This is a genomic window from Endozoicomonas atrinae (genome assembly GCF_001647025.1).
Taxonomy (GTDB): domain Bacteria; phylum Pseudomonadota; class Gammaproteobacteria; order Pseudomonadales; family Endozoicomonadaceae; genus Endozoicomonas; species Endozoicomonas atrinae.
In genome coordinates this window covers 1-7426 of record NZ_LUKQ02000255.1, presented here as the reverse complement: position 1 = coordinate 7426, position 7426 = coordinate 1, and the positions used below count along the sequence as shown (strand labels likewise).

Below are 7426 nucleotides of genomic sequence, written 5' to 3'. Positions count from 1 at the left end.
TAACATTGGCAGCAGGGCTCTGGTTCACCAGGTCTGCCACCGAGTCATGCAATACCTCCATCTCGTTTTTCATGGCGGTCAGTTGCAACTTGTCGGCCTCATGGGCATCGTGCCAGCGTTGGATATCACCATGGTGCTGGATGATGTCGCTGTTGAGCTGCCGGTTTTCCGTGGTCATGCCCCACAGCGATGCGGAGAGGGTATCTGCCCTGTCTGCCGCACCTTCGATCAGCGGGAGACCGTGAGCCAGTGATGCTTCTACAGCAATACGATCTGCCTCAATACTCTGCTGTAAGGCAGCAACGACGGCCACATCGTTATTAATGGTGGCCAATATCGCGGGTTCATCTGCCATTGCCTGCCTCCTATATCAATGCGTGGGTAACCCCTGACTGAATCTCCACCCTGCCAATAGCGATGGTCGATATGGCACTGCCATCGGGTGTGGATAACTGCACATCGTATTCGTAGTGGTAGGGTGTCAGCTCATTGGTCTCCTCCGGTGCCAGGTACATCACCGCCGTCGTGCCGGATACCGTCATCCGTTTTTGCAGCACGGCTTCGTCATCCGGCTGCATCCGGTGAAACTTCAGGGTGAAGATCAGCGTCCATCCGGTCAGGTCCAGTGGTGTGCCATCCTCACCACTGAACGACACCGGCACGGAATAGCTGTCACCCCGGATAAAGGCAGGCAGGGTGGTGGAAGCGGGAATGGCCATCAGACAAACTGCCTGCGGGTTACCGACTGCTCACCACCACTGACGCCCACCAGTCCACGAATGCGCTTGCGGTTGAGTTCCTTCTCGTACTTCTGCCGGTTGACCTCTGCAAGCTGCGGGTTGGTCCAGGGCTCATCGGGCATCATCTGCAAATCCGCCAGTACACCCCAGCAGGCAAACTCAAGGGTCAGATTGCCCACTTCGTCCGGCACTTCCGTCGCGTCAAAGGCTGGCATCAGGGTCAGCTCAATATTGTGCATGACATTCTTGTCAGGGATCGGAGCAACTTGCAGTGCGGTGGTTTCAACATGGCGGTAGTAATAAGGGGTACCGGAAGCGAGGTAAGGCGGCAGCAGATCACGGCTTTCCAGTCGGGTGCCGTCTTCCCGCAGGAGATTCTGCACCGTGGCTATCTCGCTGCCAGTGGGTGCAGTCAGGGTGTAGTCCTTAATGCCCTTCACCATAAACAGCTTGTCACTGTGCCGCCAGATATTGGCCCGATGGCAAATGTCCCGCAGGGTTATGATCAGGTAATTGCGGATCACCTGATCCGGGCAGCCCTTGGCATACGGGCGTATGCGGAAAAGGTAGGCGTCCAGTTCCATCTATACCTCCACCTTGCCCTGTAGCATCTGCCGGAAAAGCTGATCTACATTCCACTTCAGCCCCAGGTCATTGGCAAACATGGCCAGATAGCTCTGCGCCTGCTGCATATTGGCCTCTGTCTCCATATCCATGCTGAATGCCCGGAACAGCATGTAGTTGATCACCGGGTTGATCCACAGTTCATCCAGACTGAATAACTGGGTATCCGTGTCAAAATCGGTAATGACGATCCGTGCGGGTGCCTGGCTGACCAGCAGATTAAGCGGGTGATCCGCCGGGGGCACAGGGTACACATAAAACACGGACGGACTTTTCTGGTCGTAGACATACTGCTCCACATCCGTACCGGTGGCTGTCGTCCAGTTGGGCAACAGGCTGTCGAGACTGCTGCGAGTGGTGGCGATCACCGTCCGGCCTGTGGATAGGTTATCCACAATATCCAGCAACCGGTAAGTGCCAGGCGGCAGTGACTGCACCGCCTGCGGCTGACAGGTAAAGGACAGGAGCTGAGAGTTCACATCAGGCCGGTTCTGCACCACTGCCAGCAGTGCCTCGTTATAGGCGTCCAGCAGGTTGGTGTTAGTCCAGCGAATGGCTGCCCCGTCCTGTAGCAGGTCACGAACCCGCTGTATGATGTCCACCACCTTCATTAGAGTGGCGTCCCATCTTGCTGACAGGGGGTCAGGTCCACGCCGAGTCGTTTCTTCAGCCCATCGTGATACATCACCACGGACTTAGTGTTCTGGTTGAATACCCACCGGATCACGGCTTTCGGGTTATTCGGTTCACTGTCCGGTTCGGGGGTGTCGTCGTTCAGGGTCTGCTGGTTACCGGCAATCAATCCCCTGATCTCGGCCTTCAGCTCGTCCAGTTTCTTCCGCTTGTCCAGGTCAACGCCGAACATTTCCTGCGCAAAGGTTTCCAGTTCGTCCTTGCTGCGGCAGGTATCGAGATTAAATGCCATTTTTTCAGCTCCTCTGAAAAAACGCTTCCCGCTGCCCGCGCCCCGCAAAAGCACCACGAATGGAGTCTTGTACGGGTAGCGGGAGGCGGAAAGCGGTGGTTTAAGACTTCTTGGCCGCCAGCAGAACGCCAGCTTCCGGCTTCAGCACTTTGTAACCGTAGACTTGCAGTCCACGATGGCCGATACCGAAATGCTTCTCCAGCGTCAGCGATTCATGCTTGATGAACTGGCTGGCAAAACCGGTGAAGTCCTTAGTGCCTGCCATGCACTGGGTCACCCCGGTGGCAACGGCAAGGTTGTTGCTGCAATACAGCGTGAAGCGGTCGATCATGCCGAGGCGACCGTTGCGCATGATGGAAGTCCCGTCACCGGCCAGGGAAGCGTCTTTCAGCTCCGACTTCTTGATCATGCCGCACATCCATGGCGGCAGAACCAGCCAGCGGCCAGACTCCGGCACGTTCTTCTCATCAAGCAACGTGCCCATGTCCACGATGTAGTCCAGCACGTTGGTCTTATCAACCACCACGCCAGTACCACCGCCGTCAATCTTGTTGTCGGCGTGGACATCGGTGTAGATATTGCCCAGCACGTCACCGTCTACAGCGATCTTCATGCCCTCGGCAGCATCGGCGGCAGACTCATTGACCAGCGCAATGTCGGCCTGTGCAGTCTGGATGTAGTCATCAATAAAACCGTAATACTTGGTCTTGTCGATGGGCAGTTCCGTGGTGGCCGGTTCCAGGTCCTGGTACACAACGCCGGTCGCCCGGTCGTAGTCACCGATGGTGATGTCCGGGCGGGTACGGATAACGACCTTCGAGCCTTCGCTTTGAATCTCGCCTTCCCAGTTGGTGTTACAGATGGCGGCCAATACGGTGCTCTTGTAGAACTTCGCATTGAGCTTTTTGGAATAGACAACGCTCAGGGCGTTGGCCATGTTCCCCGTAGGGAAAGGTAAAACAATATAATTTACTCAATACCGCTTTATTGATACGTTAAAAAATAAATTAGAGGTCTGTATGGAACAACAAATACAATGTTATTCATATAACAGGATATCAACCATTGGCGTGCAAAAAAGGGGTGATGGTATCCCAAGGCAGTTGCGTCTGAGCCATGAATTTGCTGAACAAAAAGGCTGGATAATGAATACCGATTTCAGCCTGATTGATATTGGCAAATCGGCGTACCATGGCAGGAATCTTGATGATAATGCTGCCCTTGGTCAATTCATTCATGCCCTGGAAAATGGATTAATTCAAAAGCCAGCCGTTCTGTTGATTGAAAGTCTGGATCGACTGAGCCGGGAGCGAATACCAAAAGCATTACAGCTTTTCCTGACCATCATTAACTATGGCGTTTCTATTTGTACTCATTTTGATGGTCAGATTTTTAGCGAAGATCGAGTACAAACCGATCCCTCTCCGTTAATGCTGGCAATTTGTATTATGGCCAGAGCCCACGAAGAAAGTGCAACCAAGTCAAGGCGTAAAAAAGAGAGCTGGAAGAAGGCAAGAGAAAAAATTAAAAACGGTATCATTGCTCATAAAGAGATCTATCCAAAATGGATTGATATATCCAGTGGCAAGCCGGTGCTTGATAAACAGGCGGCTGCTGTCATTAAGGATATTTATGACTGCTGTATCAACCGGGATATGGGCTACACACAGATCGCAAAGTATGTGATGGATAATAATCTGGCTGAAGTCATAAAAAAGCCTGGCAGGCACAAAGATAAAACCACGACAGTATCGGGTACATTCATTAATCGCCTTTTCCATGGAAAGCAGGTACTCGGCATCTATGAGCCGAGGCAGCGGATTATGGTTGATGGACGAGAAAGAAAAATTAAAACAGGGGAGGAAATTAAAGCCTATCCTCCCGTGATTTCAGAAAAGCTTTATTATCAGGCTAAAGCCGCCATTGAACACAGGAAAGAACGGAACCGTGGCAGACCTTCAACATCTAACCCGAATTTCTTCCGGGGGCTTATGCGCTGCGGAAGCTGTAACGGTCCATTCAGAATGTCAAACTCTAACCAGACCGGAAGGTATGAATGTCACAACCGGTATGTTCATTACAACGGATGTTCGGAGCCAAGCTATTACAGTGATCCGATACAAAGGTGTCTGGTGTATGCCATCAGCCATATTGATAAGGATGATATTTTAGAAAAAACCTCAAACCAGAGGAAAAACAAGATTATAAATGATATTCAGCGAGTGAAAGCTGAAATACAGGATAAGCAGAAAAGGATTGATAATCTGGCGGAACTGATCGAGGCCGGGTCAAAAACGGGAGTTTCCCGAATGGTTGAGCTTGAAAATGAAATCAGCAAGCTCACTAAACTTATTCACTCATGGGAACATGACTTGAAGTTTATACTGTCACCCTCCATGGGGGCGGGAATTGAACAGATCAATAACTTCCACAGTAAATTCTCTATTGGTAAAGCATCAAAGGAAGACCTGATTCCATTCAATAACTCCGTCAGTAAAGTGGTGGACAAAATTACAATAACGGCTGGTAAAAATAAAAACGACAAATGTGTTTTAAAAATTCATTTGTATACAGGTGCAACCTTCAAAGCCGCTATGCATAATGACTTGAGTTGCACCGTCTATAGAGGTGGGAAAAAAATTGGTTTCCTTGAACCTGAGGACACAGAGTAAATAGTTACTCTGCACCTTTATTCTCCGTCCATTCTTGCATGAGCTTTTGCAGTATCTTTGATCCTGAAGTTTTCTTCTGTTTGGCAAGCGCCAAAAAACGATCAAGCAAAGGCTCACTAATGTCTACCGAGTAAATGATTTTGTGGTTCTTCTGACTTTCGTTGTTTACCTGCTTCCTATCCATATCCCTATCTCCCCTTGATAACAAGCTTCAGATTCAGCGGCAACATAAGTTGAAATTCCTTCAGGAGTTCTTCTGCTTCGATGGCCAGCTCTAGCTTTTCCTGCTTCCTTGCGTTCAGGCTTTTGCCAGCTTCGGTGCCTTTGGCCTTTGAAATTCGATCCCGAACAACCAGATCATTCATTCGCTCCAGAGGGCTTACGGCTTGGAGATTACCTGAGAAATACTGATCAAGAATGGTATAAACACCTACTTCGAAATCGGGATCAATCCAGCCTGCATACTTATAGGCCAGCAGTTTGTTAGCCCAAGTACCAGATGCCTTGCCACCTTTAACGGTTTTCAATACCGGATATCCGGTATTGGCCTCAAGGGACTTGATGAATCCACGAGTTGAGTCATTGACGATGAACTTTCCCGCTTGATGTTTTGATCGCCCTCCACTGGCCTTCCACATATCAGTCAGGCAGATAAGTCCGTCTTCATTGATCCTTACTTTTTGTCCACAAAGCAAAACGTAATTGTTAGTCATAGCTTCCACCCTAAAAATCAATATCCGAATCAAAAGTGTCAAAGTGTCCAGCCTCAAAGGCGTCATTCTGGATTGGCCTGCCCTCGGGGTTGTCGTTCCATTCGCTGGGGGTTCCTTCCTTGGTGGTAAAATCGTAAGCCCTGACCCGTTGCCAGCGACCATCCTGTATCACTTCTATCCGGCAGGGCTCACGCATATCCCGAACGTTGGTTAGGCGATCCAAAGCATCGTCGGTGAACTCAGGGCAGGATTCCTGGCTAAAGCGCTTCATCCACCAGATAACGGACTTTTGTCGTGCATAGCCACCATGCTCTATGCAGACCCATTCACGGACGGTTGAAAATCCACAGCGGTAAGTGACCTGAATGGAGGGTGGCTTGCCGTTTTTCTCGTGCCGGTTGTAAATGATTTCATCCACGTCCAACCATTCCGGCTCTATCTGGTTTGCCAGCAGGGCCGCCTTAGATGCTTCAGCCTCGTGCTTTTCTTTCTCCGGGAATTCATAGTTGCAGGCAGGGCATACCCGCAAACCGGCAAGAATCAGTTCAAAACATTCAGGGCACTCTTTAACCGGCGCTTCGCCCGTCCCCTTCCCGGCCTTGATATGGTCCACGGTAATTCTATCTATTGGTCCGTGGCGTTCGACGTTGCCTCCGTAGTCCAATACCAGACAGTCCGTTTTGCCCGTGGTGGGGCTAATTCGTAGCCCACGGCCAAGAATTTGAACGTAGAGGCCGGGAGACTTGGTGGCACGTAGCAACGCTATAAGGTCGGTTAGCGGGGCATCGAAGCCGGTGGTCAACACCCCTTGGCTCGTCAGGGCCTTGATCTTTCCGGCCTTGTAATCGGCCAATATCTGAGCCCGTTCGTCCTTCGGGGTATCTCCGGTGATGCACTCGGCCTCAATGCCTTCGTACACCAGTAATTCTTTAACTTGATGAGCGTGGGCCACGCTGACACAGAAGATTAACCATGCCTTGCGATCCTGACCGTATTCGATGATTTCATCCACGGCCTTTCCGGTGACGTCGTTTTTATTGACCGCTTCTTCCATATCGCTGGTAAGGTAGTCACCCTGCCGGGTTCTTACACCTGCGAGTTCGATCTTTTCCTTTCCCGCTTTAGAGCGAAGCGGTGAAAGAAAGCCATCGTCTATCAACCGTTGAATGTCTGTCTCGTAGACAATCTCATTAAAGAGCGGGTTCTTCCCCTCCGTCAGCAATCCCTGTTTCATTCGATAAGGCGTGGCGGTAAAACCGATTATTTTCAATGCCGGGTTTATTTCCCGGAGGGCTGTTATCAGCCTGAAATACATAGATTCCGAGTTAGCAGAGGAAATCAAGTGGCTCTCATCGACCAATAACAAATCAAAGTGGCCAAGCTGCTCTGCTCGTTTATGAACGCTCTGAATACTGGCAAACAACACCTGAGCGTCCGTATCTCTCGACTTCATAGAGGCCGAGTAAATACCAGTCGGAGCCTCTGGCCAGAGCGTGACGATCTTTTCATGGTTCTGCTCAATGATCTCTTTTACATGAGAGAGGATCAGGAACCGTTGGTCTGACCAGTGCTTTAGCACACCGTGGATAAAATCAGCAATAATGACCGACTTGCCACCACCAGTGCTGACACAGACCAACGGGTTACCATCGGAGGCGCTGAAGTATTGATAGATCGCATCAATGGCCTCCTGCTGATACCAGCGGAGTTCATAAGCCATTGGAGCCTCGCTTCATCTCTTCAATAATTTTG

Annotated in this window: 10 protein-coding genes; 1 reads left to right on the top strand and 9 read right to left on the bottom strand. The window is 50.5% G+C overall.

Annotation, left to right across the window (positions count from 1 at the left end):
* The 6 genes from AK963_RS23155 to AK963_RS23130 all read right to left on the bottom strand — a co-directional run.
* On the bottom strand, positions 1-355 hold a 355-nt coding region (locus AK963_RS23155), incomplete at its 3' end, for a hypothetical protein (protein ID WP_139117603.1).
* A 10-nt stretch (positions 356-365) separates the two neighbouring features.
* Positions 366-719 carry a hypothetical protein gene (locus tag AK963_RS23150; RefSeq protein ID WP_066017775.1) on the bottom strand — a complete coding sequence of 118 codons (354 nt, stop codon included), beginning with the start codon at positions 717-719 and terminating at the stop codon, positions 366-368.
* Positions 719-1324, bottom strand: coding sequence for a hypothetical protein (locus AK963_RS23145; RefSeq protein ID WP_066017774.1), 606 nt, complete (start codon positions 1322-1324; stop codon positions 719-721). Before AK963_RS23145 ends, AK963_RS23150 begins: the two co-directional genes overlap by 1 nt.
* Positions 1325-1975 carry a phage adaptor protein gene (locus AK963_RS23140; protein WP_066017773.1) on the bottom strand — a complete coding sequence of 217 codons (651 nt, stop codon included), beginning with the start codon at positions 1973-1975 and terminating at the stop codon, positions 1325-1327.
* Positions 1975-2289, bottom strand: a complete 315-nt coding sequence (locus tag AK963_RS23135; RefSeq protein ID WP_066017772.1) for a hypothetical protein — start codon at positions 2287-2289, stop codon at positions 1975-1977. The genes AK963_RS23140 and AK963_RS23135 overlap by 1 nt, the downstream gene beginning before the upstream one ends.
* A gap of 100 nt (positions 2290-2389) precedes the next feature.
* Positions 2390-3226 (bottom strand): hypothetical protein, encoded by an 837-nt coding sequence (locus AK963_RS23130; protein WP_066017771.1) that lies wholly within the window; start codon positions 3224-3226, stop codon positions 2390-2392.
* A gap of 82 nt (positions 3227-3308) precedes the next feature.
* Between AK963_RS23130 and AK963_RS23125 the strand changes: the two genes are divergently transcribed.
* Positions 3309-4961, top strand: coding sequence for a recombinase family protein (locus AK963_RS23125; RefSeq protein WP_083232857.1), 1653 nt, complete (start codon positions 3309-3311; stop codon positions 4959-4961).
* A gap of 4 nt (positions 4962-4965) precedes the next feature.
* On the opposite strand, the gene AK963_RS23120 is transcribed toward AK963_RS23125, so the two are convergent.
* Genes AK963_RS23120 through AK963_RS23110 form a run of 3 tightly spaced genes read right to left on the bottom strand, consistent with a single transcriptional unit; the run spans position 4966 to position 7394 of the window.
* Positions 4966-5145 (bottom strand): hypothetical protein, encoded by a 180-nt coding sequence (locus tag AK963_RS23120; protein ID WP_066017769.1) that lies wholly within the window; start codon positions 5143-5145, stop codon positions 4966-4968.
* Between the two features lie 4 nt (positions 5146-5149).
* Positions 5150-5674, bottom strand: coding sequence for a KilA-N domain-containing protein (locus AK963_RS23115; RefSeq protein ID WP_175404610.1), 525 nt, complete (start codon positions 5672-5674; stop codon positions 5150-5152).
* A 10-nt stretch (positions 5675-5684) separates the two neighbouring features.
* Positions 5685-7394 carry a DEAD/DEAH box helicase gene (locus tag AK963_RS23110; protein WP_066017767.1) on the bottom strand — a complete coding sequence of 570 codons (1710 nt, stop codon included), beginning with the start codon at positions 7392-7394 and terminating at the stop codon, positions 5685-5687.
* Positions 7395-7426 lie beyond the last annotated feature (32 nt).